The following is a 25,455-nucleotide window of genomic DNA, read 5'->3' as shown; positions in this document are numbered from 1 at the left end:
TTTAAAATGTTACAAACTTTTACAAATATGTTTCAGTAAAGGCTTTTAGTTTTGTCCAGGTGTCCAAAAGCAAAACCGCATCGGTCCAACCATGTCCGGCATTTGGATAGAGGGTAAATTCATTCGTCACCCCCAGCAATTGCAGTTTGTCTCGTAAATCCGTACCCTGAGTTGTTGGGATTAAAGGATCCTGGCCTCCATAAAACAAAATCGTTGGCGGCGCTGTTGCCGTAGCTTGATGCAAGGGACTGACTTCTTCTAAAAACTCAAGAGAGGTATCCGCAAGATACAAATCCAACAATTCCTCAAGCGCCGGGTCGGAGTTGCTCAAATATGCAGGGTCTTTAAGATTTGTTGGGCCTACGATACTGCAGACCATGTCCACTTTGCTATTGGAGTCAAAGGCATAACTCCATAGCAATGATAAATGCGCCCCAGCACTTGTTCCTGTAAAACCAATGTCTTCTGAAATCGTGTAGTTGACCTTACTTTCTTTTAAGAAGTTGACCAAACTGGTAATGTCTTCAATTTGCATCGGGTAGGGTTTGTTGTTTTCGTCTGCCAATCGATAGTTCATATTTACAAGTGCAAGATTAGGAATGTTTTGTTTAAATAACTCCTTTATGACATTCATGTCGCTTTTGTCCCCCGAGGTCCAGCCACCACCATGAATCAGAATCATGGTCTTGGTGCCTGTATTTCTATTTGCAGGCAAATACAAATCAAATTTCTGGCGTTCATGATCACCATAAGAAACGTCATTTGCTTCGTAAGGCACCGAGGCGTCCAGTACCTCTATTGGTGTGTCAATGACCGTATCAACAAAATTGTCTTCGTTACACCCAACAAAAACAACTAAAAAGATAAAACTTAGTATAAAACGCTTTAAAAAATCCATAAGTTCAAAAATTTATGACCAAGGCATTAAAATAAATACTTAATTTGTAAACACAGGAGCAATATACATATTATGGCCGAATTTGTTAGGATATATGAGGAAAACCCAAATCCACGGGAGATAGATCGCGTTGCTCAGGTGTTAAAAAAAGGCGGTGTCATTATATACCCAACGGACACGGTTTATGGGTTGGGCTGTGATATTACTAATATCAAGGCTCTGGAAAAAGTGGCAAGGATTAAAGGCGTAAGGTTTGAGAAGGCTAACTTTTCGTTTGTGTGCCACGATTTAAGCAATCTCAGCGATTATGTAAAGCAAATAGATACTTCGGTGTTTAAAATTTTGAAAAGGGCATTGCCGGGGCCATACACGTTTATCCTTCCAGGTTCTAAATCATTGCCTAATCCTTTCAAGAAGCGAAAGACAGTAGGTATTCGGGTGCCAAATAACAATATTGCCTTAGATATCGTAAAACAACTTGGTAACCCAATCATATCTACTTCCATTCATGATGAAGATGAAATTTTAGAATATACTACTGACCCAGAATTGATTTTGGAAAAATGGGACAACCTTGTGGATTTGGTGATTGACGGTGGCTACGGAGGCAATGAACCCTCCACGGTTATTGATTTATCCGAGGACGAGCCGGTTGTTCTTAGGGAAGGGAAGGGTAGCTTGGAGATTTTTTAAAACTATAGAACAAAAAAGCCCAACCGAAACGATTGGGCTTTGAACAATTCTTTATTTTATAATTTAGTTACTAACAGCTTCGAGGTTTTTCATTTCCTTTTCAACCAATTCATAAAACTGATCCAATTTTGGAAGCACTACAATTCGCGTGCGTCTGTTGGTGGCTCTGTTTTCAGCAGTATCATTGTCAACAAGAGGTACATAGGAACTGCGTCCAGCAGCTATTAACCTCCCTGGGTTTACTTCAAGTTCCTCTAAAACACGAACAACAGAAGTAGCACGTTTTACGCTCAAATCCCAGTTGTCAAGTAACACACCGCTTTGGTAAGATCTGCTGTCTGTATGTCCTTCAACCATACACTCAAAATCTGGTTTTGCGTTAACAACTTTCGCTACTTTTGCCAACACCTCCTTGGCTCTAGTGGTTACATTGTAACTCCCGCTCTTAAACAGTAATTTATCTGATATAGAGATGAATACAACGCCTTTTTCAACATTTACTTCAATATCTGGATCGTTAATTCCAACCTCGCGCTTAAAGCTTGTTACCAATGCCAAGGTTACACTATCTTTCTTGGTTAAGGCATCTTGTAAACGCGTGATTTTTAAATCTTTCTCTTTTATGCTCTCTAAAGTTTTTTCCACATTGCTTGCACCTTTGGCAGACAAAATCTGTAAGTTATCATTACTCTTGCGCAAATCGGCTACCTGCTCTTCAAGTGCCGTAGCTCTTGCAGTGGCAGAGGCTCTTTCCTCTAAGCAGGAGTTTAATTTTACAGTAGCAGAATTCAATAAATCCTGAGTTTCCTTTTGTTTTTCCTCAAGAGCTAGAAACTCTTTTTTGGATACACAGGAACTCAAAAGCAGTAATGTAGAAAAACTAAGTAATAATACTTTTTTCATAATGTAATGGTTATTTCTGGATTAAAAATTTGCAAATTATTTCGGCAAAAGTATATAAAAAACAGTTGAATTTAAAAGGCTTAACAAAACTTTTACTAACCGAGTTATAAACTTTTGTAAACCCTTTTTCTATTTACGAAATAATCCCACACAATGGATGTGCATTGGTAATATTTTATTTTCTTGGGAACAGCTTTTCTCTGTTTTAGAAGAAGCGGAAGATGACCGTAAAACATTAAGTGAGCCTTTATAATGGCGATTATATGGGCAAACTTAAACTCCAAAAGAAACTTCATGCCAGCAACACCATCCAACAGTAACCTTATAAGCACAAGCATAAAAACATTTCCTTTTGCATTTTTGACCAAGGTATAAAGGCTATTTCGAAAATTAAGGTACGTCTTTTTTGGATTAAGGTTGTTAAGCGTAGCCCCTCCAATATGATACACCGTTGAATTGCCAACGTACTGAATATCATATCCTCTATTCCGTGCACGCCAGCATAAATCGATTTCTTCCATATGGGCAAAAAAGGTTTCATCTAAACCTTTTAGTTCTTCATAAACTGACCTTCGTATAAACAAACATGCGCCTGAAGCCCAAAAGATGGGGATTGTATCATTGTATTGACCTGAGTCCCTTTCAACAGTATTAAAAATTCTACCCCTACAGTACGGATATCCAAATTTATCTATAAAGCCACCTCCTGCACCGGCATATTCAAAATGATCTTTCCGGTTGAAATCTAATATTTTGGGTTGAATTATGGCAACATTCTGACTGCTTCTAAAGGAGTCTTCAATGGGGGAAAGCCAGTTTTCAGTCACTTCAACATCACTATTCAACAAACAGAACACATCTGCTTTTAAATGCCTGAGGGCATCATTATAGCCTTTTGAAAACCCACCATTGGCTTTGTTTTGAATTATTCTGACCGATGGAAAGTTCTTCTCAACAAAAACAATGGAATCATCAGTTGACGCATTATCAGCCACATAAATATCTGCGCCTACTGAGTGGTGTACCACTGATGGCAAAAACTGCTCCAACAGTTTCTTTCCATTCCAATTTAATATGACGACTGCTATTTTCATATTTCGTACTCGGGGATATCCTTTAAAAAAAGATACCTTTCGTTTTCAAAGTCCATTTCGCAATAATAATGATTTAATCCGTTAGTGACCATCAAAACATCTGCTCTGAGTTCTAAGTTATAACGGGCAATTTGGTCAAAAACGTTTTGGTCTATTTCAATATTTGGGGCTTTACATTCTACAACAATTTCAATCTCCCCACTAGGTTTGAACACCACGATATCATACCGCTTTTTTAAACCGTTTACCTTCAATTCCTTTTCAACATTAATCAAGGATTTGGGATAGTTTTTGTCTTCAATTAAAAAATGTACACAGTTTTGGCGCACCCATTCTTCAGGTTGCAAAACCACAAATTTTTTGCGAATGATATCAAAAATGAGAACTTTATTTTCGCTATTTTTGAATCGAAACTGGTATGTGGGGAAATTCAATTTGTGCATCCAACAAATGTATCATTATAATGCCATTTTATTGCTTTTCACAAAAAAATTTATAGAGTTTGGACGAGGTTAAACAATTGGTGACCGATATAAAAAACCGACAACTTAAGCCCATTTATTTCCTGATGGGAGAGGAGCCCTATTATATTGATAAGATTTCGGATTTTATTGAGGACACTATGCTGACCGAGGCCGAAAGAGGTTTTAACCAAATGGTGCTTTACGGACGCGATATTTCGGTAGAGGATATCATAAGCAATGCTAAGCGCTATCCGATGATGGCCGAATATCAGGTGGTAATTGTTAAGGAAGCACAGGATTTATCCCGAACCATTGAAAAATTAGCCCATTATGCTGAAAATCCTCAGCCAACTACGATTTTGGTTGTGAACTATAAATACAAAAAAATTGATAAGCGCAAAGCACTTTATAAAGCACTTAAAAAGACAAGTGTGGTTTATGAAAGTAAAAAACTATACGAAAACCAGGTAGCCGATTGGATTAGACGGGTTTTGTCACCAAAGGGATATACCATTACCCCAAAGGCAGCCCAAATGTTGGTGGAATTCTTGGGTACGGATTTAAGTAAAATCAATAATGAACTTGAAAAGCTTCAGATCATATTTCCGAAGGGCCATCAGATTACACCGGAGGATGTGGAAGAAAACATAGGCATCAGTAAAGACTACAATAATTTTGAGCTCAGGAAAGCAATAGGGGACAGAAATGCTGTTAAGGCATATCAAATTGTAAATTATTTTGCCGAAAACCCGAAGGACAACCCCATGGTTGTCACGGTTTCTTTATTGTTTAATTTCTTTTCCCAATTGTTGCATTTTCATGGATTAAAGGATAAATCACCAAGGAGTGTGGCTTCAGCCTTAAGGATTAATCCCTATTTTGTCAATGAATATGTTACTGCCGCGAGAAACTACCCCATGCGAAAAGTGAGCGCAGTTGTCTCTACTTTAAGGGAATTCGATGTTAAAAGCAAGGGTGTGGGGGCAAATGCTGTTCCCCAAGGAGATTTATTAAAGGAATTATTGGTTAGGATTTTAAACTGATGGATGTAGCCATACACGAGAGTTGGAAAGGGTATTTGCGGGAGGAGTTTGAAAAACCGTATTTTTCAGATTTGGTTGCATTTGTAAAACAGGAGTACGCTTCCCGCCAGTGTTTCCCACCTGGAAAGGAAATATTTAACGCATTTAACCATTGCCATTTTGAAGATGTCAAGGTTGTGATTATCGGACAGGATCCTTATCATGGTCCCGGGCAGGCCAATGGGTTGTGTTTTTCTGTTCAGGATGGTATTACTCATCCGCCTTCACTCATTAATATTTTTAAAGAAATTGAAAATGATTTGGGAGTTCCGTATCCAAAAAGTGGGGATTTGTCCCGATGGGCAAAACAGGGAGTCCTCCTTTTAAATGCGACATTGACCGTTCGGGCCCATCAAGCTGGAAGCCATCAAAAAAAAGGGTGGGAAACTTTTACGGATAACGTTATCAGATGTATTTCTGAAGAAAAGGAAGATGTGATTTTTTTACTTTGGGGAGGCTATGCCAAACAAAAATTAAAACTGATTGACCCTCATAAACATAGAATACTTACATCAGGACATCCGTCACCATTGAGTGCCAATAGGGGCTACTGGTTCGGCAATAAACATTTTTCCAAAGTTAATACCTTACTCAAGTCGTACAACCAAAAAGCTATAAATTGGTAAGTGTTTTAGCTTCCGGTAGGTGCTAAATCCTGGCTTTCCGATTCTACTTCTAACTTGGTGTTTAGCTTAATTGGAGCTTCAGTTGGAGCATTCAACTCTTTAAGTACACGCTTTTTGGCAGACTTAAAATACGAAAAACTGAAGAACAGGACATTAAGGGCTATTAGGGACAAAATTAGCAAAGTAATGTTCAATAACATAGGCTTAGTTCATTGTTTGGTCGATAAAAGTATGTAAATTTACGATGAAATACAAATTTTATCGATTAAACTGTTAAATTCTTCACAAATCTATAAAAAATATCCATAACCACAATACGTACATGTACGTAATAAATTAAAATCAGTTTCATTTTTAAATCCTTCTAGTAGCTGTATCAAATAAAACAATTATTTTTGGTCAAAATATTCAAACGATGGATGAACCTAAATGGGAGATCGCAAAGGAGTACGAAGATATCACCTACTATAAATATAATGGTGTAGCGCGTATTGCTTTTAATAGGCCAAATGTTAGAAATGCTTTTAGGCCAAAAACTACCAGTGAGCTATATGATGCCTTCTATGATGCCAATGAAGATACAAGCATTGGTGCTGTACTTTTATCAGCAGAGGGCCCATCAACCAAAGATGGTGTTTATTCCTTTTGCAGTGGTGGCGATCAAAAGGCTAGGGGACACCAAGGTTATGTTGGTGAGGATGGTTACCATCGCTTAAATATTTTGGAGGTGCAACGCCTCATCAGGTTTATGCCTAAGGCTGTTATTGCTGTAGTGCCAGGCTGGGCAGTTGGCGGTGGCCACAGCTTGCATGTTGTTTGTGATTTAACTTTGGCCAGTAAGGAACATGCCATTTTTAAGCAGACCGATGCCGATGTTACCAGTTTTGACGGAGGATACGGCTCAGCCTACCTTGCTAAAATGGTAGGGCAAAAAAAAGCACGTGAAATATTTTTCCTAGGACGCAATTATTCAGCGCAGGAGGCCTTTGAAATGGGTATGGTAAATGCCGTGGTTCCTCATGGCGAACTGGAACAAACAGCTTATGAATGGGCTCAGGAAATATTGGCAAAGTCACCAACCTCTATAAAAATGCTGAAATTTGCCATGAATCTTACCGATGACGGCATGGTGGGGCAACAAGTGTTTGCCGGTGAAGCAACCCGATTAGCCTACATGACAGATGAAGCAAAGGAAGGCAGGAATGCCTTTTTGGAAAAACGAAAGCCAAACTTTGATAAAAAATGGATACCGTAATGAAACAAGTTTCTGTTTGGGTGTCTGCCATGCGCTTGCGGACACTGCCGCTTTCAGTTTCGGGTATTATTTTAGCTTCCAGTTTTGCCCATTATAACGGGTATTTTAATTGGGTGGTTTTTCTTTTAGCGCTGTTGACTACCTTGAGTCTTCAGATTTTATCCAATTTGGCCAATGACTACGGGGACGGGGTAAAAGGTACCGATAATGAAGAAAGGATTGGGCCAAAACGCGCTATTCAAAGCGGATTGATTTCGCCGGATGCCATGTTCGAGGCCATAAAAATTAATATTTTAGTGACTATCATTTTGGCATTTCTACTTATTTTTTCTTCATTCGGTGCACAACATTTTTTGTTAACATTATTGTTTTTTGCCTTGGGAATTTTATCTATTGTAGCTGCTATGCGCTATACCATTGGTGGTAATGCTTATGGCTATAGAGGCCTGGGGGATGTTTTTGTGTTTATGTTTTTTGGATTGGTCAGCGTCATAGGCTGTTATGTTCTTTATGCCAAAACAATCGACCATGTGGTGTTTTTGCCTGCAATTACCATCGGCTTACTAAGTGCAGCGGTTCTTAATTTAAACAACATGAGGGACATAGATTCGGATAGATCGGCTAGTAAAATGACTTTAGCATTGCGGTTAGGGAAAGAGAAGGCCAAAAAATACCATTTTTTCTTGGTCATAACGGCCATCATCATATCTGGGCTTTTTGGGATTTTGTACTTCACTTCAATATTCAACTTGATTTATGTTATTGTCTATATTCCGTTAATCCTTCATTTGAAAACGGTTAAGGAAAACAAAGACCCAAAATTACTCGACCCCGAGTTGAAAAAAGTGGCTTTATCAACCTTCTTTCTGTCCGTTTTGATGGCCATTGGACATTTGTTGTAATAGCCCTTGGAATGCTAAAAATTCATTATTTTTAGTGTAAAATTTAATTCACATGAAAATTACATTTTATGGCCACGCCAGTTTAGGTATTCAGATTGACGATATTCATCTTATTGTAGATCCATTTATTTCGGGAAACGAAAAGGCTTCAAATATTGATATCAATGCACTTAAAGCGGATTATATTTTGGTAACCCATGCTCATCAAGACCATACGTTAGATGTTGAGGCCATTGCCAAAAGGACCGGTGCCACTATAGTTTCAAACTATGAAATCGTGATGCATTATGATGGCAAGGGGCTTAAGGGACATCCGATGAACCATGGTGGTCAATGGAAGTTTGACTTCGGGACAGTAAAGTATGTCAATGCCATACATACGTCGTCCTTCCCTGATGGAAGCTATGGCGGGCAACCTGGCGGATTTATTATTACTACTAAGGAAAAATGTATTTATATAGCAGGAGATACTGCGTTGACTTATGATATGAAATTAATCGGTAAAAATCACGAACTGGATTTGGCCGTATTGCCTATTGGTGACAATTTCACCATGGGCATGGACGATGCGCTAATTGCTTCTGATTTTCTTAAATGTGATTCTATTTTGGGCTATCATTACGACACTTTCGGTTATATCGAAATTGACGAGGTAAATGCAAAAGCTAAATTTGATGCCGATTTAAAAACTTTAAAACTCCTAAAAATAGGGGAATCCCTATCTGTTTAATAGTTCCATCTTACTACAGTTTATGCGAAAACTACTTTTAAGCCTAGGCATTATTTTAATGTCCAGTACGATAAATGCCCAAGACCAGTCACAAATGGGCGCTTGGTATATGTATTTTTATAAGCACCAATTCAAAAATAGCCAGTTTGGAATTCAAGGTGATTTGCAATACCGCAATTGGGATATTATTGGCGATTTGGAACAATTATTAATTCGCTCGGGATTGACGTTTACCCCTAAAAATGCAGATATATTATTCACTTTGGGATACGGAAATATTACTACTGGACAATTTGGGGACAGCAACGCCACAGTTTCGGAAAGTAGGATTTATCAAGAAGCCTTGTTTTCCCGAAAGATAGGCGGGAGGTTTTATACAGTACATCGGTTTCGCTATGAGCAACGTTTTGTGGAAAATCAGGATTTTAGAACCCGATATCGGTATAATTTGTTTTTGAATATTCCCATAAATCAAAACACTTTGGATGCAAAAGCAATTTACATAGCACTTTATAATGAATTGTTTATCAACGGACAAACGGATATCGGCACGGGTACACCGGTACAGTTATTTGATAGAAACCGTACGTATTTAGGTTTAGGTTATGTACTAAAGCCTAGTATGAAATTTCAATTGGGCTGGATGAACCAGAAAACCGTGAATTGGGGAAAAGGGCAATTGCAATTGAGTTTTCACCATAGTTTTTAGTTCAAATGATGAAAGCCTCGTTCCATCCTTACACTTTACAGTTTAAACAAGCCAGTGGTACTTCCAGAGGTGTTTTAAGGACAAAAGACACGTGGTTTTTAGTCTTGGAAAGTGAAGGTGAAAAAGGAATAGGGGAGTGCGGTATGTTTCGGGGGCTTTCAGTGGATGACAGACCCGATTTTGAGGAAAAACTGCAATGGGTTTGTGAAAACATAAACTTAGGGCTCGATATTTTGGTCAGTGAGCTTGTCGAACTGCCAAGCATTCAATTTGGTTTGGAAATGGCATTTAAATCATTGGAGAGTCCAAACGGGTTTGACCTATTTCATTCGGAATTTACAACGGGAAAAGAAGCTATTCCAATCAATGGCTTGATTTGGATGGGAAGCGAATCCTTTATGAAAAGGCAAATTAAAGACAAAATCGAAGCAGGTTTCACATGCATCAAAATGAAAATTGGAGCCATCGATTTTCAAACGGAAATAAATCTTTTGAAATCCATTAGAAAAGAATTCACTTCAAACGACATTGAATTACGAGTTGATGCTAATGGAGCCTTTTCTCCGCAAGAGGCATTGGAAAAATTAAAAATTCTGTCCGAACTCGATTTGCATTCCATCGAACAGCCCATAAAACAAGGGCAAACCGATGAAATGGCTAAATTATGTTCTGAAACCCCTTTGCCCATTGCTTTGGATGAAGAATTAATCGGCGTTTTTGATGTAACAAAAAAACAGGAGTTGCTACAAACTATCCGACCGCAGTACATTATTTTAAAGCCAACCTTGGTAGGCGGATTTAAAGGCAGTGACGAATGGATTTCAATTGCGGAACAACATAAAATTGGCTGGTGGATCACCAGTGCTTTGGAAAGCAATGTGGGCTTAAATGCTATTGCACAGTACACTTATAAAAAGCAAAATCCTTTACCTCAAGGACTGGGAACGGGCGGTTTATTTACCAATAATTTTGATTCGCCGTTGGTAGTACAGCAAGGAAATTTGTGTTATGATTCAACAAAACAGTGGAAATTTAACTTATAGATTATGTATATAGAACAGGCATACAAAGGCTTAACGGATGCATGGCGCTACATTATTGGAGGCGCGATTATATTTGTGGCATGGCAGGTTATCGGGATGATTCCCTTAGGTATCGCCATTTTCATAAAAGTGGCTGAAGGCGGTAAAATAGCAGCGGATATTCCCGGAATGGTATCACTTCTGGGCGAAAACCTGTTTTTATTTTTGATGTTGATTTCCTTTGCCGTGGGTTTGGTCGGGGTATTTGTCAGTTCAAAATTGTTGCACAAATTGTCCATTAAGGACTTGACCACGACAAGGCCAAAAATCGATTGGAAGCGGTTTTGGTTCATCTTTATTTTATGGGGCATGGTGTCCAGCAGTTTTGTTCTGATAGACTTTTATTTTATTACCCCGGAAGATTATGTTTGGAATTTTGAGATGAAACCTTTTTTGATTCTCTTGGCCATTGGCGTCTGTTTATTGCCGTTGCAGACCAGTTTTGAGGAGTATGCCTTTAGAGGATATGGGATGCACTTTTTGGGTACATTGTTTAAAAATAGATGGTTACCACTTTTGCTTACATCCTTAGCTTTTGGAGGATTGCATATTTTTAATCCAGAAGTAAAGCAACTGGGTTACGTTATTATGGTCTATTATATTGGCACCGGATTGTTCTTGGGCATCATCACTTTAATGGACGATGGGCTGGAATTGGCGCTTGGTTTCCATGCGGCCAACAATTTATTTACCGCGCTACTGGTGACTGCGGATTGGACAGCCCTGCAAACCCACAGTATACTTAAAGACATAAGTGATCCCGCGGAAATGGCACTTACCGAAATATTTGTTCCTGTGTTCATCATCTTTCCAATACTTTTATTTATTTTGTCCAAGAAATATGGGTGGACCAACTGGAAGGACAAATTGTTTGGACCAGTGGTCGAACCACCAAATGAAGATTACAAAATTATTGGAGAAGAATAAATATGATTCCAGATTATACCAAGGTACACAACAGATTTAAGTTAGAAGGTCACCATTACAACTATGAAGATTTAATGGAGGTAGCCTATAGTTTCGTTAAGGAAGGCTATCCCTATCAGCAGCAGCTCGGACTTTTCCTTTTGGATTGGCTAGACAAAAAGGATTATATAAAAGTAAAAACGTCTGGTTCTACAGGAAGACCAAAAACCTTAAAGATTAAAAAACAGGCTATGGTCAATTCAGCCATTATGACCGGTGATTTTTTCAACCTATCCCCAGGCAAAAAGGTGTTGAACTGTTTGCCTTCCAATTTTATCGCTGGAAAAATGATGATGGTCAGGGCAATCATCCTTGGTTTGGAAGTTGATATGGTGGTGCCATCTGCACTTCCCAGAATCGACTACGAAAAGGATTATGATTTTTGCGCTTTCACGCCAATGCAGTTAAAGAATTTTGCAAAATATTTAAAATCCATCAAAACGGCTATTGTTGGTGGTGGTCGTGTATCCAATCATATTAAAGAGTTGATAAGGGACAAGAAGCCACAGGTATATGAAACTTATGGCATGACGGAAACCGTTTCCCATATTGCCGTAAAAAAACTGAATCATTTAAAAGGTGATGACACGGATCGGTATTTCACCACCTTACCAAATATTAGTATTTCGCAGGACGACAGAGGGTGTTTAGTGATTGAGGCGCCCAATTTGGCTGATGATAAAATTATCACGAATGATTTAGTGGAAATTCATTCCGAGAACCAATTTGAATGGATTGGTAGAATCGACAATGTGATTAACACTGGAGGTATCAAAGTATTCCCAGAGCAAATAGAGGAGAAGCTACAGGACAAAATGCAAGGCCGACAATTTTTTATTCACGGTATTGAGGATGACACTTTGGGTTATAAAGTGGTGATGGTTGTACAGGGGCAGGAAGGTGATTTGGACGACACCCTGTTTGACGATTTGGAAAAATATGAGAAACCCAAAGACATTTTATTTACCAGAAAATTTAAGGAGACGGCTTCCGGGAAAATCCATCGGGCGAATACCATAAAAGATATTTTAGGCTAACCAGTTATCATACTCGTCATTGCGAATGCAGTGAAGCAATCTAGTATTAAGTCTTCAAAAAAAATGAGATTACTTCGTCATTCGTGCCCCACTCCTCGTAATGACAGCAAAGGTTTAAAACATTAATCACTCTGCAGTTTCCTCCATAGTGTGGTACACATTCTGTACATCATCATCCTCTTCCAATTTTTCCAAAAGCTTTTCTACATCGGCCATTTGCTCCGCATTTAAAGGTTTGGTCACCTGCGGAATGCGCTCAAATCCTGAAGACAAAATCTCGATATTGTTCTCTTCTAAATAACTTTGAATTTTACCAAAACTTTCAAAAGGCGCATAAATCATTACGCTATTGATTTCATTTCCATCGGCATCTTCATCGGTGTCTTCAAAAATTTCTTCAACGCCAAAATCAATAAGCTCTAATTCCAATTCCTCTAAATCCAGACCTTCGCCTATAATTTTAAAGTTACAAGTGTGGTCAAACATAAAAACTACGGAGCCCGAAGTGCCCAAACTGCCATCACATTTGTTAAAATAACTGCGGACATTGGCCACGGTTCTCGTATTGTTATCCGTAGCAGTTTCTACTAAAACGGCGATGCCATGCGGGGCGTAACCTTCAAAAATGACTTCTTTATAATCGCCTTGATTTTTATCACTGGCCCGTTTGATGGCGCGCTCAATATTGTCCTTGGGCATGTTTACAGACTTCGCATTCTGTATCACAGCCCGCAATCGGGAATTGCTATCCGGGTCAGGGCCACCTTCTTTTACTGCCATTACGATATCCTTGCCAATACGCGTAAAGGCTTTGCTCATGGCCGACCAACGTTTCATTTTTCGTGCTTTCCTAAATTCAAAAGCTCTTCCCATAATTAATAAGTTAAAAGTTGTGAGTATTTAAAGTGCCTAAAGTTTTTCAACCGAGGCAGGCAAATTTAAAAAAATAGTTTGATTACTGTTCACTGAAACTGCTCCCGATAGTTATCGGGGCTGAATACTGATTTACTCCTCCACAGGTTCTACAATCATTTCAATGGCTTCTGCCAATTTGAAATCTTTGTTGGTTACACCTCCGGCGTCATGTGTTGACAACGAAATGGAAAGCACGTTATACACGTTGCTCCAATTCGGGTGGTGGTTTTGGGCTTCACATTCAAAGGCAATGCGGCTCATGGCACTAAAGCAGTCCTTAAAGTTGTCGAATTCAAATTCGGCATGAATGGCATTGTCAAAATATTCCCAATCGGGAAAGCGCAATAGCTTCGCTTCTATTTCTTGTTCTGAAAGTTTACTCATTTTCTAAAATATTTCAATTAGCAATGATTCTAAATTAACCAATTTAGAACACCGCTCAAAATTATAATTTCAATTCCTTCAATAAATCCTGGCTTTGCAACTGCAAATGCTTTGGTAGCTTGTTGAGTTTTGGCAATACCGCCAAATACCTGTCGTCATTTGTGGTATAAACGCGTTTATAGGTGGCTTTCCACGGCAAATCCAATGAATTGATGATGTCCTCAATAAACTCATCATGATGTACTAAATCCGTACTACCCAAATGGAACACACCCCATTTATTGCGATTGATAATGTAATGGATTTGTTGTGTCACTTTTGAATCCGTGGTGACGTTCATAATCAAATTCGGAAATATTTCAACAGGCTCCTTGTCCTTTATCAATTGGGTGATTTCCGTAATCCGTGGCGATTGACTACCGAATACCATAGGCAACCTTAGAATGGCAACTTGGCGTTTTGGCAAGCGCAACAGCATGTTCTCAATCTTTATTTTAAAATGTCCGTAAATACTATTGCTATAGGTTTTATCATCCTCGTAACTTGGAAATTTGGAATAGGCATCAAACACATTGGCAGAGGAGAGGAAAATCAACCGGATTTTATGATTGAACACATATTCCGAAAGGTGCTCGTGCAATAGCCATTGTTTTGAAAAATCACCACGCAAGGCAGAAATAATCACCGTAGGTTTGACGATATCCAAAATTTCATAGATATCGTCTTCCTCAATATCGTATTGAAAATAGTGGTGGTTCTTTTCCAGTTGGGAGTTTGAGGTGCGATATGTACCGAAAGTCCTGAAATAGGAGCAGAGTTCCTTATAGATGGCACCGCCTAAAAAACCGCTGCCTCCTAAAATTAGTATTTTATGTTTGCTTTTGTTCTGCATCATCGTTCTAACCTCAAAAAAGAAACTAAAATATGGAAAGTTGTGTTTTGGTCGTAAATTGTTCCAGTGCCTGCATGCCTAATTTGGAGTTGCCTCTTTTGTTCAAACCTGGTGACCACACCGAAACGACAAAATGGTCGGGGAGGAGTGCCACAATACCACCGCCTACGCCACTTTTGCCCGGCAAACCCACTTCAAAGGCAAATTCCCCGGCCTCGTCATAAAATCCACAAGTGAGCATAATGGCGTTGATACGTTTTACTTTCTGTTCGGTCAATCGTGACTTTTTAAAGAGGCATTTGCCACGGTTGGCAAACATAAAAAACGCATTGGATACCTGAGCGCAAGTCATGCTCAAAGCGCATTGGTGAAAATAGAAATCCAGCACTTCATCCACATCGTTATTGAGGTTTCCAAAGGTTTTTAATAAGTGAGCTGCTGCCATATTTCTATGCCCCGTAGTTTTTTCTGATTGGGCGACAATGGGGTCGTAGTCGATAGATGCATCTCCAGTGATATCCCGCACATAATTCAAAAAATCGGCCTTGGGGTTGTCAAGTTTAGACACCAAAATATCAGCGATGACAATAGCACCTGAATTGATAAATGGATTTCTAGGAATCCCGTGTTCCACCTCCAATAAAGCCAATTGATTAAAAGGGTGTCCCGAAGGTTCTACATCCAGCCTTCTTAAAATATTATTATTTTTGAAGGAGGCGGCCAATGCCAAAGACAGCACTTTCGAAATACTTTGCACCGAAAACGGCACATCATAATCGCCCACACCATAACTTTCGCCAGATTTAAGCTTTAAGTGAAATCCGAAGTGGTTTGCGTTAACCTTTTGCAATTCAGGGATGTAGGATGCCACCGTGCCACGATCTTTCACTAGCATCACTTGTCGGTAAATTTCATTTAAAATAGATTGGTAATCTGTCATTACTTATAAAATGGCAATTTTACAACCGTTGCAGGAATGGCTTTTTTTCGAATTTGAATATTGATTTTACTATCAGGCTCGGCAAAAATAGAAGGGACGTAGCCCAAACCAATACCTTTGCCCAATGAGGGCGCCATGGTACCGGAAGTTACATTGCCAATGGTATTGCCGTTGCCGTCCACAATATCATAACCCTGTCGGGGAATACCACGTTCGTCCAATTCAAAACCGACTAATTTACGCTCCGGACCACGTTCTTTTTCGGCTTTTAAAGCTTCGGAATTAGTGAAGTCTTTAGTGAATTTGGTAATCCAGCCCAAACCAGCTTCAATGGGAGAGGTGCTGTCGTCAATATCATTGCCGTACAAACAATAGCCCATTTCCAAACGCAGGGTATCCCGTGCGGCCAATCCAATAGGTTTGATGCCAAAATCGGCACCAGCTTCCAACACTTTGTCCCAAATTTGTTTTACTTCGGAATTCTTACAATAAATTTCAAAACCACCACTACCGGTATAGCCCGTGGCCGAAATAATCACATAATCAATATCTGCAAAATCGCCCACCACAAAATTGTAAAAATTGATAGCCGATAAATCTTCACTGGTTAAGGACTGCATGGCTTCAACAGCTTTTGGCCCCTGAATGGCGAGTAGGGCATAGTCATCACTTAAATTACGCATCGTAGCACCCACATCATTTTTGGACTGAATCCAGTTCCAATCCTTTTCAATATTGCTGGCATTGACCACCAGCAGATAGGTATCTTCCTTTATGCGATAAATAATTAAATCGTCCACAATACCGCCAGTATCATTTGGCAAACAACTGTATTGTGCTTTGCCAATGGTCAATTTTGAGGCATCGTTACTGGATACTTTTTGAATCAATGCAAGTGCATTTGGCCCTTCAACCAAAAATTCACCCATATGTGACACATCAAACACACCAACAGCATTACGTACCGTTTCATGTTCAATAGTAACACCTTCGTATTGTACGGGCATATTATATCCGGCAAAAGGCACCATTTTAGCACCAAGCGCTTCGTGAGTTTTTGATAAGGCGGTGTGTTTCATTTTTAATTGTTTTATGTCAAAATATAAACGATGAAAAAAACGATAATTAGAATACAAAATCCAACTATAATGGCGTATTTGGCTTTAAATGACTCGATGATATCCAAACAAAAGTTACCGATAAACCTTATAATTCCAATTAAAAAATCTTCCATGTTTGTTGATAACAAATGTATTGAAATTCTATATATAAAAAACCCATCTGTTTAAACAGATGGGTTTATATTCTTTCGAGCGTTTAGAGCTAAATATCTTAAGAAGCTATACAGAATTAATTACTTGAATAACAAGTAAAAGCGGGGATTTCAAACGTGCCTTTAACATTTAATATATCATCACTACCTTCAAGTGCATAGTTAATATCAAGGGTACCGCTCCAATAAGCGCAAGGCTTATCTGCATCATTTGTTAATACCGAAAACGTCCCGTTTTTTGATAAATAGCGATTATCACCAATTCCAAACACTGAAACATTAGGTTTTAAACCCGTGTAATGCTCTGATGGTGTAGTTAATGTTTCGATTGTGGTTGACCTAATTCCTGAATCGGCAACAACAACGGCAAAATAATTATTGAAATCGTCACTTCCGTTAAAGATAGTACCAATACCAATGAAATTTACAGTATCTTTTTTCAGTTCAACACGTTGTTCGCTATAGCCGGCACCATTAAGTACTAGGGAATAATGACCATTTCCAACTGGCATTTTTGGCGTGTCGTTTGCATCATTTGAGGAACATGATGTAGCCAAGGTTAAAACTACAAGACAAAGGCATAATTTTTTCATAATCAAAATGTATTAAAGGGTTTTATGTTTTAATACACATCGCGATTACTGCAATATGTCATCATTGTAAATTTCTAGATGTAAAAAGAATAAATGTAAGAAGGGGTATGGGTTAAAATTCTATTTTACATAATGTAAGTTATAGGGCATTTTAGAATATTAGTTTATCCAGGGGATGAAGTGATATTATAAGAACGATGGAAAGTTAGCAATAAATGCTTTCTATTAAATGAGTAATGTGCGATATTAACATCTCAATACTGATTAGATTTTTGTATCTTATTCAGCCTATTAATCAAAGAACTAATCTTATGAAATTTGATTTTTATAAAAGACTGCTATACATATACATAATTTTTGTAGTCCAGTTTAGTGCACTCGGTCAAATTAGTGAGTATTGTCCTATTGCAGAATTTGATAAAGATTGGTCAAAGGATATTTGTCTAGATTATAAAGGGAAACATGGCTATTTTGAATTTAAAGATAATGATGAAGCCACAAATTATGTAAAGCAATTAATGGCTCTTACTGGATTACCGATGAACTTCATTATTTCAGAATGTTCAGGAATTAAGAATGCATTTGCCTATAATTTTGACGGAGTTCAATATATCTTCTACGGCAATGATTTTCTAGAATCTTTAAATAGTGAGGGAAATAATATTGCCAGTATAACAGTCCTAGCACATGAAATTGGACATCATCTATCTGGTCATGTTATATCAAAAAATTATGTGCGAAAATATTGTAGACTTACAACTTGCATAAATCAATCATCAGATTGTATTAGAGCTTTAGAAAACAAACAAAAGCAAGAACTAGAAGCAGATGCATTCGCTGGGTTTATAATGAAAAAATTTGGCGCAGAGCTCAAAGATGTAAAGCAAACGTTTATAAAGTTAAATAATGATGAGGAAAATGAGGATAATTGCTCCACGCATCCGTCTTTATCGAAAAGGTTAGAGGCAGTAGAAAAAGGATATAAACGAGCAAGCATTAACCATGGATTATCTCAAAACAACGCTATTAGGTATCACATTGAAAGAGCCAAGAATTTCGCTTACACGAAAAATGATATTAATTCTGCATTTGAAGAATTGGACTTAATTAATGAAATAAAAAGAAATAACCAAGATTATTTTGTTCAAAAAGCCAAATTCTACCGAAAACAAGGGAATGTTAGTCAAAGTTTTGAAACTATAGATAAGCTACAGGAACTTTATCCTAATTCTCCAACTCCATATTTATTATATGCCATCTTCTATTTGGATACTAATAACGACCAAAAAATTATTGAAAATTCATTAAATACAATCGAAGTAAATAGATCCAACGAAGCAAATTCAATTCTGGCATATAATCTATTGAGCCGTAGCTATGCTAATCTAAATGAATTTGAAAATGCTAGTAAGTTCTATGACCTTTTGGTGGAACGTCTAGTTGAAGTAATAGAGACAATGGATAGTGATATGGTTTTGAGATCGAGTACAGATTTTTATATAGAGAACCCTGTTCAGTTGTTATTATTATCTACTTTCTATCTAGGACTTAAAAATTATGAAAATGAAAATTATCGTACTGCAATGGAACTTGCAAGAAAAGAAATAGACTACTGTGATTACCTAGATGAAGATTCAAAGGAATATATTTGGCATAAGTCTAATGCTTACAATAGATTAGGAAAAGCATATATGGCAGTAGGATCAGATACCGAAGCATGTTTTTATTTTGAAAAAGCATGTGGAATTTCAGATAGAGCTTGTAATTTTTATAACAACAACTGTAATTAAATTACTTTATTTGACTACTGTTGCCTTTAATTTAATTTTTAGAAGCACCATAAATTGAACTTGCTCCTATTCTATCAGTATTAGTTATTTCCAATTCAATACTTCCCATACCTCCACAAAAATAATGCATTACAGACTTTGGATCATAATTAGTAATATTAAAAGTACCTCTTAAATCTTCATTTGGACAAAGTCTTGGTGCTCCACTTCGTATATGTTCATGCCTAAAACCAAGAACATGTCCTAACTCATGTCTCAAAACGCCAACACGATTAAATCTCGTTTCAAAATAACTTGGGTCAATTAAAACTCGTCTTCGACTTTTGGGGTAATATGGAAAAAAAGCAGAAGCTATAAATTGACCAGAAGTATTGAATCCTAAAATAATAAAGGTCAAATCATCATTAGGTGAAATTAAATTCAAGTTGTCTTTTGATTCGTCATGAGTAAATTCTACATTGCAAGCTTTAGTCCAATCAGCAGTTGCCAATTTCATGTTGGTTTTTACTTGATTATAATGAGCATCGCTAGCAAATGAGTTTTTCATAATACTATATTTAATAATAAAATTTTCAGGCCATTTTACAATTTCATTATTCCGCTTTTCTCCAACTAAACCTTCTTTATAAGAACTTATTGAGTCACCTTGCATACTTAGATTTATACGATATTGATAATATTCAAATTCATTATAAAGCAAGTCACCTTCAACAATATAGTAATTTTCAGAATCTATCTCGATTGTCTCATGCATTATTGAATCTGTATTTTTTTCTTCTTGTACGGCTTGGATATCACCCAAATCAAAAATTGGAGAATCTGTTGAAATAGTGTCAAGTATTTCAAAACTAACATATGATTCTAATGGCTTTTCCATTGGTGCTTTTTCGTGCTTTTTACATCCTAAAAAGGCTATTATTAAAATAATCAATAGGGAATTTTTCATGAGTAAGGATTTAATTAATAATAAAACTCATATGCCTTCAGCATATCATTAAGTTGTTCTGGGGCAAAATAGTCAATAAAAATAGGGAAAACATTTTAAAAACACTCCACTCACATTACACTACTCTCCTATTGTTTAAGCCAAAATTTTATGAGGCTAAGTGAAAGTTATCATAATAATTTATCATTGGGGTTTTGGTATCCAATGAACATAAAATTGCTTATCTGGGTCGAATACAGCCAATCCATTACCTATTCCGGTTACAAACTTTTGACCAGTAACTTTTGATAATTCTAAAGCTATTCCCTTTGCTTTTTCCTTATTCTTTTTAGAATAGTATAAAACAATTGATACATTTGCTAGCCAAGGTTTATTTTCCTTGTAGTTACTGTTTAGGTTTATAGTGTATCCTCTATTTTTGACATATTGAGCAAATATTGAATATTCTTTCTTATCAACATTTAGCCCTTGAATTCCTACTATATACTTACTATTTTCAATTCTTTCTTTTGAAAAATAATCTGCTTTTTTACTAAAAATTTCGTAAGATACTGTATTGGAAGCAACTACAGCTGAATCAGCTTTTTCATATGCTATAGCAATTTCCTCATAAGTTACAGCAATGGATTTCCTACTAGATAAAAAGTCAGATCTGTTTGATGGATAAGTATCATTCATCATTTTCTTATCTAAAGCAGATAATTGAACATTTTTTTCAATGAAACATTCGGGATTTTCTTTTGATTTAAACATCCAGCGAGGCAAACTATAATGCATTATCGATTTTTTATCATATTTTGTCGTTTTATATTCCCTTTTATTAAATTTTCTAAAATTACGATCTACCCATTTTTTATCCTTACGCTTTTGATTCCATAGCACAGTATATATTCTTGGCCAATTAAAATCACATTCTATATCTGATCGTTGGTGCTCATGACGAAATCCGAGTGCATGTCCAAATTCATGCAATACTGTTGTTTTCCAATCAGACGGAAGGCGTCCATTATCAAATCCTTCTAAGTGAAGTGAAACAAATCCACGCGGAATCAATGTCCAATCGACACTGATACTACCAATTAACGACCAATTACCTGTGCCAACAAGATCAAATCCAACTCGAATGTGACTTGAATCGTTCTGTTTCCATTGTCTAAAAGTATTCTTGATTGGATTATATCCAAAATCAAAAGTAATGTCTCCATAATTTGTCCAAATATTTGCAGTTTCTGCAATTTTTCTATGAAGAGTGACATCTCCTCCTTTGAAGCTAACTTTTAGTACACCTTCATTCCAAATATCAGTTTTTTCGAGAATTAAACTTTGAGAAACTAATTTTTCAATTTCTGGTGGTAATTCTGTTTCAAAAGTTTTCTCTCTTTTATAAATGGCTTCTTGAATATCTTCAGGAAATATTTCCAAATCTTTTAAGTCGTCTTGCGTATAAGCAAAGATTGGTATAATTATAAGAAAGCAGATGAAATATTTAATTTTCATGGTAAGAGTTTATTAATCAATGAATTAAACTATTTTTAAAAACATAATATATAAAAAGTATGATTAAGTGTAGCTACTCATATCATCATCTATTAATCATACTTTTTTTTGGCTGTTAAATTATAAGAGATACCAATAAAAAAGCCACTCTTAACCTTTTCATAAGTTGGAACTGCAGTAACAGAAGAATCAACGTAATTCCCTACTTCATCATTACTAACAGAATCCGATAATATTTTCAATTTAACAAAACTTACACCGCTATTAATAGCTAATTGATTTCTTTTGCCAAAAATTGCGCTTAAACCTAATAGGTACCTAGTTTTACCATCTAGAGGAGATAATGAAGCCCCCATACTAATACCTGCCTTAAAATCACTAGAAAACTTATAGGATAAATGCCCAAGTGCACCAAAAGAAATGTCAAAATCCCTTTTAGGTTCATTCAATATGTCATTTTTTAATGAATCTCTTTTCTCTAGATAATATGATTGCTCTACTTCATTTGAATAGAAAAAACCAGATGAAAAATCGAAACTCAATTTTCCTTTTGAATAATAGTCAAAAACCTTTGTGTAAACTGTGTCATTAGTATAGGAGTTAATTAATTTTATATTTATATCCACTCCATCTCTTTTAGATTTAAATGTCTTCGGTTCTAAATTATCCATTGCTTTTATTGATTTGTCAATAAAACTCAAATACTTATTATAATTTTCGTTTTCTGAAAGAGCTTTCCATGAAGATAATTTAGCATACCTTTCTGCTATTCTTTCATCTATTACATACAATTTTTCTAACCAAATTTTAAAAATTTCTTCTGTTTTACCAATATAACTTTTATACAATAAAATTTCGCTTTTCAAATTAGTTGTAGGATCTGTACTTGGTATTCCAAATTGACTTTTCACATCATCGAGAGCATCTATAGAAGCCTCTGAATTACTTTGATTTAAGGTAGCTTTATAAAGCTTATCAGATTGAATCTTAATATTGTTTAGTGCAATAAATTTTCTTTCTGCTTCGGAAAACAACCTATTTAATTTATTATAAATTAATTCTAATTCTGCTAGTTTTAGAGAATCTAAACCAACAAATAAACTTTCATCGAACTGAAGCTGTGAAAAACCAATTACATCTGAATTCTCACTAATGCCTGGGAATATGATTTTAACAGTTTCAGGAGTTTTTGAATTTATTATAAATGACTTTATTTTAATATCTGATTTATATATCGCAGAATTTAAACCACTAATCAAAACCTTATATTCTGAATTATGTTTTAATTCTATCTTAGGAGTTTCTAATTTCTTAGTTATAGAATCATAAGTGAATTTTAATTCTTCTTGAGACAAACTACACATAGAAGATAAAATAAATAAAACTAAAATTATTTTTCGCATAATGTCTATTTGCTTTGAGAAGGTCCATAAATCGATTTAGCACCAATTCTGTCTGTTTCCGTTATATTTAACTTAATGTCTCCCATTCCTCCACAGAAATAATGCATAACAGATTGAGGGTCATAGTTGGTAATATTAAACGTTCCTCCAATATCTTCATTTGGACATACTTTAGGTGCTTGACTTCTAATATGCTCATGTCTAAAACCAATAACGTGCCCTAACTCATGTCTTAAAACCCCTACTTTATCAAATTTGGTTTTAAAATATGTTGGATCGATTAACACTCTTCTACGTTTTTCTGGATAATATGGAAAAAAGGCTGAAGCAATAAATCTTCCATAAGAATTAAAACCTGCAACAACGAAGGTCAATTCATTTGTCGGTGAAATTAAATTTAATACATCTTTAGATTGATCATGATAAAATTTAACATTGCAAGTCTTTGACCATTCAGAACAAGCCTGAGAGATATTCTTTTTGACTTCATTATATTGGCTTTCACTTTCAAAAGAATTTTTAACAACACAATATTTAATTATATAATTTTCAGGCCATTTTACAATAGTATCTCCTCGTCTCTCTCCTACCAAACCAGCTTGATATTGCCATGTTGAATCCTTTTGCATTTCTGTTAGTAATCTATACCGATAATATTCATTTTCATTGTACAATAAATCCCCTTCAACTACATAATAAGTTACTGAATCAATTTCTATTATGTTATGACTGCTAACATTGAAGTCATTAGATTTTAATGAATCTATTTTTTCTTCATTAAATGCTTGATCTTCAATTTTTAAAGTATCTAAATTTTCAAAACTGATAAAATTCTCTTGATATTTTTCACTAATTTTCTTTTCTGATTTTTTACAACAAATAACTAAAAAGAAAAGAAATACTGCATAATAGTTTTTCATTTTTATTTGGTTTGGTTATACTCAAACAAGATTATGGTTTATATTAAAACCAAAGCATACCCAATATTGGGTAATCAACTAATGTTGCTTTAATGTAATTGCTAACTGGGAGAAATAATCACTAAAAATCATGTGATTGAGTTAAATATAAGAAAAATATCCCAAATACCATTCCATACACATTACGCTTCCCTCCTACTTCGTCGCATAATATTTGTTCCATTAACATCGTAAAGAAACTTTTAAGAATAAATTTTTTCAAGAAATTGTAGTGAGTCAAAGCGCCAGCTGGCTCATTCGCAAAAATGGTCTACTAGGCCTTTTCATCAATTGATAACCTGTCTATTTGTTACAGTTCTTAAATTATAAACCTTTTGCGTTACGCAAGATTTTAACAACGCGACTATGTGTTATTTGTAACAAATTCCATTGATAACCTTCAAAATCGGTGGTATTCATAAATTGAATAACAATAGCATCAATATCTTTATGGTATTCTGCCATACATTGGTAACCTGGAGCCAATCCGCCATGATTAAATTCATAAATAGAGGCATAGATTTCCATTTCGTCTTCATTAAGTAATGCCCCATCATTTAAGGCCCTTAAAAAGATGCCAACATCTTCTGCTGTAGCTATCATCATTCCTTCGTTCTGGTTTTTGAAGTCCTTTTCAATGCCAACATAATAACCGCTCATAACATCGTCTAGATTGACCTCATCCAGTGATCCAAAAGTATTTTTCAGTCCAAGAGGCACTAAAATTTCGGTCTTGAAATAGTCTTGACGAGGACCTCCTGTAACTTGTTCAATGACTCTTGAAAGCAATAAATAATTCGTATTTGAATACCCATAATTTTTGTTTGGCTGGAAGTCTGCCGGTAAATCAAGTGCATATTCTAGTACATCTATATTGGTGTTTGGTTGATTTTTCCAAAAATCTGGATTATCCGTGAAATTAGGAATGCCACTTCGGTGTTGCACCATCATTCGCAAAGTGATTTTATTAGCATTTTCAATTCTTCCTATAAGTTCTGGAAAGTAATCAGCTAGTGCTTTATCTAAAGACAAACGATTGTTATGCGCTAACTTAGTGATAGCAACTGCGACATATAACTTGTCGATACTTGCAATTTTGAATAAAGCGTTTGGTTTGGCTGGTATTTTTTCTTCTTTATTATGATAACCTGCAGTATAGAATGCTGGTGGTTTGCCGGCTTCATCTACATATACAATGACACCATCAAAACCATAACTTAATGTTTGGTCAACTTGCTCCTGAACCGAATCTGGTAGAGGTAATATCCATGCTTTTACCAAAATCCAAGGTACAAACCATAAGGAAATGAAAGTTCCTGCAAATAATATGATTCTAAAAATTTGCTTCCCTTTACTGGTTTTTGGTTTGGTACTTTCCATAACTATGCTGGTGTTCTTAAATTATGGCACAAATATATTTTG

The 25,455-nt window shown here is 36.2% G+C and carries 27 protein-coding genes; 11 read left to right on the top strand and 16 right to left on the bottom strand.

All coding sequences use genetic code 11. From position 1 onward, the window contains the following. Positions 1–19: 19 nt before the first annotated feature. Positions 20–898 (bottom strand): alpha/beta hydrolase, encoded by an 879-nt coding sequence (locus H7U19_RS10685; protein WP_186562166.1) that lies wholly within the window; start codon positions 896–898, stop codon positions 20–22. A gap of 72 nt (positions 899–970) precedes the next feature. Between H7U19_RS10685 and H7U19_RS10680 the strand changes: the two genes are divergently transcribed. Continuing rightward, a complete protein-coding gene (locus H7U19_RS10680; protein ID WP_186562164.1) occupies positions 971–1,591 on the top strand; it encodes an L-threonylcarbamoyladenylate synthase in 621 nt (206 codons plus the stop codon). Positions 1,592–1,654: 63 nt separating this feature from the next. Here the strand turns inward: H7U19_RS10680 and H7U19_RS10675 are convergent, their stop codons facing one another. The 3 genes from H7U19_RS10675 to H7U19_RS10665 all read right to left on the bottom strand — a co-directional run bounded on the left by H7U19_RS10675 (position 1,655) and on the right by H7U19_RS10665 (position 4,031). Next, positions 1,655–2,494 (bottom strand): OmpA/MotB family protein, encoded by an 840-nt coding sequence (locus H7U19_RS10675; protein ID WP_186562162.1) that lies wholly within the window; start codon positions 2,492–2,494, stop codon positions 1,655–1,657. Positions 2,495–2,598: 104 nt separating this feature from the next. Beyond that, on the bottom strand, positions 2,599–3,588 hold the full coding sequence (locus H7U19_RS10670) for a glycosyltransferase family 2 protein (RefSeq protein WP_186562160.1): 990 nt from the start codon (positions 3,586–3,588) through the stop codon (positions 2,599–2,601). Beyond that, positions 3,585–4,031 (bottom strand): type I restriction enzyme HsdR N-terminal domain-containing protein, encoded by a 447-nt coding sequence (locus H7U19_RS10665; protein WP_186562158.1) that lies wholly within the window; start codon positions 4,029–4,031, stop codon positions 3,585–3,587. The genes H7U19_RS10670 and H7U19_RS10665 overlap by 4 nt, the downstream gene beginning before the upstream one ends. Positions 4,032–4,090: 59 nt before the next feature. On the opposite strand from H7U19_RS10665, the gene holA reads away from it, so the two are divergent. Beyond that, positions 4,091–5,095 (top strand): DNA polymerase III subunit delta, encoded by a 1,005-nt coding sequence (gene holA / locus H7U19_RS10660; protein ID WP_186562156.1) that lies wholly within the window; start codon positions 4,091–4,093, stop codon positions 5,093–5,095. Next, positions 5,095–5,760 carry a uracil-DNA glycosylase gene (gene ung / locus H7U19_RS10655; RefSeq protein ID WP_186562154.1) on the top strand — a complete coding sequence of 222 codons (666 nt, stop codon included), beginning with the start codon at positions 5,095–5,097 and terminating at the stop codon, positions 5,758–5,760. The genes holA and ung overlap by 1 nt, the downstream gene beginning before the upstream one ends. 5 nt (positions 5,761–5,765) lie before the next feature. Here ung and H7U19_RS10650 read toward each other — a convergent pair whose 3' ends face one another. Beyond that, the gene (locus H7U19_RS10650; protein ID WP_186562152.1) at positions 5,766–5,960 is read right to left on the bottom strand and encodes a hypothetical protein; all 195 of its coding nucleotides are present in this window, start codon (positions 5,958–5,960) and stop codon (positions 5,766–5,768) included. A gap of 215 nt (positions 5,961–6,175) precedes the next feature. Here H7U19_RS10650 and H7U19_RS10645 point away from each other — a divergent pair, with 215 nt between their 5' ends. Genes H7U19_RS10645 through H7U19_RS10615 form a run of 7 tightly spaced genes read left to right on the top strand, consistent with a single transcriptional unit; the run spans position 6,176 to position 12,441 of the window. Continuing rightward, a complete protein-coding gene (locus H7U19_RS10645) occupies positions 6,176–7,015 on the top strand; it encodes a 1,4-dihydroxy-2-naphthoyl-CoA synthase (protein WP_186562150.1) in 840 nt (279 codons plus the stop codon). Beyond that, a complete protein-coding gene (gene menA, locus H7U19_RS10640) occupies positions 7,015–7,917 on the top strand; it encodes a 1,4-dihydroxy-2-naphthoate octaprenyltransferase (protein WP_186562148.1) in 903 nt (300 codons plus the stop codon). The genes H7U19_RS10645 and menA overlap by 1 nt, the downstream gene beginning before the upstream one ends. A gap of 52 nt (positions 7,918–7,969) precedes the next feature. Then, positions 7,970–8,647 (top strand): metal-dependent hydrolase, encoded by a 678-nt coding sequence (locus H7U19_RS10635; RefSeq protein ID WP_186562146.1) that lies wholly within the window; start codon positions 7,970–7,972, stop codon positions 8,645–8,647. A 22-nt stretch (positions 8,648–8,669) separates the two neighbouring features. Then, positions 8,670–9,356 carry a DUF2490 domain-containing protein gene (locus H7U19_RS10630; RefSeq protein WP_186562144.1) on the top strand — a complete coding sequence of 229 codons (687 nt, stop codon included), beginning with the start codon at positions 8,670–8,672 and terminating at the stop codon, positions 9,354–9,356. 8 nt (positions 9,357–9,364) lie between these two features. After that, positions 9,365–10,399, top strand: a complete 1,035-nt coding sequence (locus H7U19_RS10625) for an o-succinylbenzoate synthase (protein ID WP_186562627.1) — start codon at positions 9,365–9,367, stop codon at positions 10,397–10,399. A gap of 3 nt (positions 10,400–10,402) precedes the next feature. Beyond that, complete coding sequence (locus H7U19_RS10620) at positions 10,403–11,365, top strand: CPBP family intramembrane glutamic endopeptidase (RefSeq protein WP_186562142.1); 963 nt, start codon at positions 10,403–10,405, stop codon at positions 11,363–11,365. A gap of 2 nt (positions 11,366–11,367) precedes the next feature. Further along, complete coding sequence (locus H7U19_RS10615) at positions 11,368–12,441, top strand: AMP-binding protein (protein ID WP_186562140.1); 1,074 nt, start codon at positions 11,368–11,370, stop codon at positions 12,439–12,441. 126 nt (positions 12,442–12,567) lie between these two features. Here H7U19_RS10615 and H7U19_RS10610 read toward each other — a convergent pair whose 3' ends face one another. The 6 genes from H7U19_RS10610 to H7U19_RS10585 all read right to left on the bottom strand — a co-directional run bounded on the left by H7U19_RS10610 (position 12,568) and on the right by H7U19_RS10585 (position 17,438). Continuing rightward, complete coding sequence (locus H7U19_RS10610; protein WP_186562138.1) at positions 12,568–13,314, bottom strand: YebC/PmpR family DNA-binding transcriptional regulator; 747 nt, start codon at positions 13,312–13,314, stop codon at positions 12,568–12,570. A gap of 132 nt (positions 13,315–13,446) precedes the next feature. After that, entirely contained in the window at positions 13,447–13,740 is a 294-nt protein-coding gene (locus tag H7U19_RS10605) for a 4a-hydroxytetrahydrobiopterin dehydratase (RefSeq protein WP_186562136.1), read from the bottom strand. 61 nt (positions 13,741–13,801) lie between these two features. Continuing rightward, a complete protein-coding gene (locus H7U19_RS10600) occupies positions 13,802–14,635 on the bottom strand; it encodes a sugar nucleotide-binding protein (RefSeq protein WP_186562134.1) in 834 nt (277 codons plus the stop codon). A 22-nt stretch (positions 14,636–14,657) separates the two neighbouring features. Then, the gene (locus H7U19_RS10595; protein WP_186562132.1) at positions 14,658–15,572 is read right to left on the bottom strand and encodes a glutaminase; all 915 of its coding nucleotides are present in this window, start codon (positions 15,570–15,572) and stop codon (positions 14,658–14,660) included. After that, entirely contained in the window at positions 15,572–16,651 is a 1,080-nt protein-coding gene (gene gcvT, locus H7U19_RS10590; RefSeq protein ID WP_186562130.1) for a glycine cleavage system aminomethyltransferase GcvT, read from the bottom strand. The genes H7U19_RS10595 and gcvT overlap by 1 nt, the downstream gene beginning before the upstream one ends. A gap of 271 nt (positions 16,652–16,922) precedes the next feature. Continuing rightward, on the bottom strand, positions 16,923–17,438 hold the full coding sequence (locus tag H7U19_RS10585; protein WP_186562128.1) for a hypothetical protein: 516 nt from the start codon (positions 17,436–17,438) through the stop codon (positions 16,923–16,925). 311 nt (positions 17,439–17,749) lie between these two features. Between H7U19_RS10585 and H7U19_RS10580 the strand changes: the two genes are divergently transcribed. Then, positions 17,750–19,228 (top strand): M48 family metalloprotease, encoded by a 1,479-nt coding sequence (locus H7U19_RS10580; RefSeq protein ID WP_186562126.1) that lies wholly within the window; start codon positions 17,750–17,752, stop codon positions 19,226–19,228. 31 nt (positions 19,229–19,259) lie between these two features. On the opposite strand, the gene H7U19_RS10575 is transcribed toward H7U19_RS10580, so the two are convergent. From H7U19_RS10575 to H7U19_RS10555, 5 genes are all read right to left on the bottom strand, one after another. Further along, the gene (locus tag H7U19_RS10575) at positions 19,260–20,174 is read right to left on the bottom strand and encodes a matrixin family metalloprotease (RefSeq protein ID WP_186562124.1); all 915 of its coding nucleotides are present in this window, start codon (positions 20,172–20,174) and stop codon (positions 19,260–19,262) included. Between the two features lie 183 nt (positions 20,175–20,357). Continuing rightward, positions 20,358–21,671: a M12 family metallopeptidase gene (locus tag H7U19_RS10570; RefSeq protein WP_186562122.1), complete on the bottom strand. Its 1,314-nt coding sequence runs from the start codon at positions 21,669–21,671 to the stop codon at positions 20,358–20,360. Positions 21,672–21,763: 92 nt separating this feature from the next. Next, positions 21,764–23,074 carry a hypothetical protein gene (locus H7U19_RS10565; protein ID WP_186562120.1) on the bottom strand — a complete coding sequence of 437 codons (1,311 nt, stop codon included), beginning with the start codon at positions 23,072–23,074 and terminating at the stop codon, positions 21,764–21,766. Positions 23,075–23,079: 5 nt separating this feature from the next. Further along, the gene (locus tag H7U19_RS10560) at positions 23,080–23,994 is read right to left on the bottom strand and encodes a matrixin family metalloprotease (protein WP_186562118.1); all 915 of its coding nucleotides are present in this window, start codon (positions 23,992–23,994) and stop codon (positions 23,080–23,082) included. Positions 23,995–24,357: 363 nt separating this feature from the next. Beyond that, a complete protein-coding gene (locus tag H7U19_RS10555; protein WP_186562116.1) occupies positions 24,358–25,413 on the bottom strand; it encodes a serine hydrolase domain-containing protein in 1,056 nt (351 codons plus the stop codon). Positions 25,414–25,455 lie beyond the last annotated feature (42 nt).

Source organism: Hyunsoonleella aquatilis, from assembly GCF_014270105.1.
In the GTDB taxonomy this organism is placed as follows: Bacteria; Bacteroidota; Bacteroidia; order Flavobacteriales; family Flavobacteriaceae; genus Jejuia; species Jejuia aquatilis.
Note: the sequence above shows the minus strand (reverse complement) of the source record. Positions and strands in the feature narration are given on the sequence as shown.

Coding starts and splice junctions, on each gene's coding strand:
- H7U19_RS10585 (WP_186562128.1), bottom strand. CDS start 17,438: ATGAAAAAATTATGCCTTTGTCTTGTAGTTTTAACCTTGGCTACATCA.
- menA (WP_186562148.1), top strand. CDS start 7,015: ATGAAACAAGTTTCTGTTTGGGTGTCTGCCATGCGCTTGCGGACACTG.
- H7U19_RS10575 (WP_186562124.1), bottom strand. CDS start 20,174: ATGAAAAATTCCCTATTGATTATTTTAATAATAGCCTTTTTAGGATGT.
- H7U19_RS10595 (WP_186562132.1), bottom strand. CDS start 15,572: ATGACAGATTACCAATCTATTTTAAATGAAATTTACCGACAAGTGATG.
- H7U19_RS10625 (WP_186562627.1), top strand. CDS start 9,365: ATGAAAGCCTCGTTCCATCCTTACACTTTACAGTTTAAACAAGCCAGT.
- H7U19_RS10615 (WP_186562140.1), top strand. CDS start 11,368: ATGATTCCAGATTATACCAAGGTACACAACAGATTTAAGTTAGAAGGT.
- H7U19_RS10630 (WP_186562144.1), top strand. CDS start 8,670: ATGCGAAAACTACTTTTAAGCCTAGGCATTATTTTAATGTCCAGTACG.
- H7U19_RS10675 (WP_186562162.1), bottom strand. CDS start 2,494: ATGAAAAAAGTATTATTACTTAGTTTTTCTACATTACTGCTTTTGAGT.
- H7U19_RS10555 (WP_186562116.1), bottom strand. CDS start 25,413: ATGGAAAGTACCAAACCAAAAACCAGTAAAGGGAAGCAAATTTTTAGA.
- H7U19_RS10665 (WP_186562158.1), bottom strand. CDS start 4,031: ATGCACAAATTGAATTTCCCCACATACCAGTTTCGATTCAAAAATAGC.
- gcvT (WP_186562130.1), bottom strand. CDS start 16,651: ATGAAACACACCGCCTTATCAAAAACTCACGAAGCGCTTGGTGCTAAA.
- H7U19_RS10610 (WP_186562138.1), bottom strand. CDS start 13,314: ATGGGAAGAGCTTTTGAATTTAGGAAAGCACGAAAAATGAAACGTTGG.
- H7U19_RS10645 (WP_186562150.1), top strand. CDS start 6,176: ATGGATGAACCTAAATGGGAGATCGCAAAGGAGTACGAAGATATCACC.
- H7U19_RS10570 (WP_186562122.1), bottom strand. CDS start 21,671: ATGAAAATTAAATATTTCATCTGCTTTCTTATAATTATACCAATCTTT.
- H7U19_RS10580 (WP_186562126.1), top strand. CDS start 17,750: ATGAAATTTGATTTTTATAAAAGACTGCTATACATATACATAATTTTT.
- H7U19_RS10635 (WP_186562146.1), top strand. CDS start 7,970: ATGAAAATTACATTTTATGGCCACGCCAGTTTAGGTATTCAGATTGAC.
- H7U19_RS10620 (WP_186562142.1), top strand. CDS start 10,403: ATGTATATAGAACAGGCATACAAAGGCTTAACGGATGCATGGCGCTAC.
- H7U19_RS10680 (WP_186562164.1), top strand. CDS start 971: ATGGCCGAATTTGTTAGGATATATGAGGAAAACCCAAATCCACGGGAG.
- H7U19_RS10605 (WP_186562136.1), bottom strand. CDS start 13,740: ATGAGTAAACTTTCAGAACAAGAAATAGAAGCGAAGCTATTGCGCTTT.
- ung (WP_186562154.1), top strand. CDS start 5,095: ATGGATGTAGCCATACACGAGAGTTGGAAAGGGTATTTGCGGGAGGAG.
- H7U19_RS10560 (WP_186562118.1), bottom strand. CDS start 23,994: ATGAAAAACTATTATGCAGTATTTCTTTTCTTTTTAGTTATTTGTTGT.
- H7U19_RS10685 (WP_186562166.1), bottom strand. CDS start 898: ATGGATTTTTTAAAGCGTTTTATACTAAGTTTTATCTTTTTAGTTGTT.
- H7U19_RS10600 (WP_186562134.1), bottom strand. CDS start 14,635: ATGATGCAGAACAAAAGCAAACATAAAATACTAATTTTAGGAGGCAGC.
- H7U19_RS10670 (WP_186562160.1), bottom strand. CDS start 3,588: ATGAAAATAGCAGTCGTCATATTAAATTGGAATGGAAAGAAACTGTTG.
- H7U19_RS10650 (WP_186562152.1), bottom strand. CDS start 5,960: ATGTTATTGAACATTACTTTGCTAATTTTGTCCCTAATAGCCCTTAAT.
- H7U19_RS10565 (WP_186562120.1), bottom strand. CDS start 23,074: ATGCGAAAAATAATTTTAGTTTTATTTATTTTATCTTCTATGTGTAGT.